The organism is Gilliamella sp. B3023, assembly GCF_026536845.1.
GTDB classification, from domain to species: domain Bacteria; phylum Pseudomonadota; class Gammaproteobacteria; order Enterobacterales; family Orbaceae; genus Gilliamella; species Gilliamella apicola_E.
In genome coordinates this window covers 1-1,301 of the sequence record NZ_JAFNNH010000051.1, presented here as the reverse complement: position 1 = coordinate 1,301, position 1,301 = coordinate 1, and the positions used below count along the sequence as shown (strand labels likewise).

Below are 1,301 nucleotides of genomic sequence, written 5' to 3'. Positions count from 1 at the left end.
CATTATCAACTCGTTACGGATTTCCTAATCGTAGTACTTTCAGTGCTCGTAGTGAGACTTATTACGTCAATCCTAAGGCTGGGCCGGTGGTTTGTTTTGCTAGGCCTAATTTAAAATATGGTAAGCTTAATGAGGATGGTACTTCTCACGATTTCCGCGGTCCGTCTTCGATGTGGGACCCTGATAAGGGTTTTCTCACTCAAGAAACAGACCCGTCACTTTACGGTAGAAACTTTCCTACAACTGGCGCTAATAGATTGTACTTTGATTTACTCATTAGTGGTAGTAGTCAGCCACTGTCTTGGTTTCCTGTTTCTCAGGGTGGTATCACAGTCACAATGTCTAATTCTACTGCTACAAGCGTACGTGTTACTTTAACTGGTCCTTACGCTACCAGATCCCAGATTAATTCATCCAGTCCTATTTCTAAACCTACTTTGCCTCAGACTTTCGAGTTGGTCGGTCGTGATACTAATGGTACTCCAGTCGTCAAATATGGTTTTACTTTGAAGCAGTGGTTCGTCCACCGTGGTTCTTATGCGGACGCTTATTCTCTTACCTCATCTTGGTGTAGTCGTATTGGTTATCGAGTACCTAAGGTAAAGGATTTAACAAATTCAAATTATGGTGGTAATTTAGGCGCCACCCCTTCCTCGCATAATAATTTGTACATGCGTCATATAGGTTCAGGTTTTGTCACGGAGTGGGGCCAAATGTATGATTACTCTGCTGGCTTCAGCAACAATTTTTACTGGACTAGTGACCCGGGTGGTTTTGACCAGCTTATCATCGACACACGCGACGGTTTTGTGTTTTCGGACTACACCTACAAGTACTTTTACGGCCTTTGCACCCATCCTTAGTTTTTATTTCTTCGTCCTTAATCCTTAGGGCGGGGGCGGGGGTGATAAAAAATAGTATTAGGTGATTAAAAGTAAGCTGACTCAAGGAGTCAACGTCGTTTAGCTATAAAAAAAGCGATTTTGTGGCTTAGCGACATTTAAATTACCCGCCTCGGCGGGTTTATTATTGGGGTTTTTTATCGAAAAAAAAGTTGAGGAGCGGGGTTTTTGGGGTTTTAAATGTCACTTAAAAATTATTAAATGCTCAAAATCACTAAATTTCTAATTCAAAGCCCTAAAATAAAATTTTTGAGGATTAATCGCTCTGATTTTAAAGATTTGTAATTGCAACATCTCCAATTAAAACATCAATTAACCAATTATAATTTAGATCCATTTTAGATCCTATTTACAAAAGTTAACGTAAATGAGCGAAAAAAAGTGTTGCATCGTGTTTTT

Annotated in this window: 1 pseudogene; it reads left to right on the top strand. The window is 39.7% G+C overall.

Annotation, left to right across the window (positions count from 1 at the left end):
- A pseudogene (locus tag J3U16_RS11890) lies at window positions 1-863 on the top strand (hypothetical protein); the annotation flags it as partial.
- Between the last annotated feature and the right edge of the window lie 438 nt (window positions 864-1,301).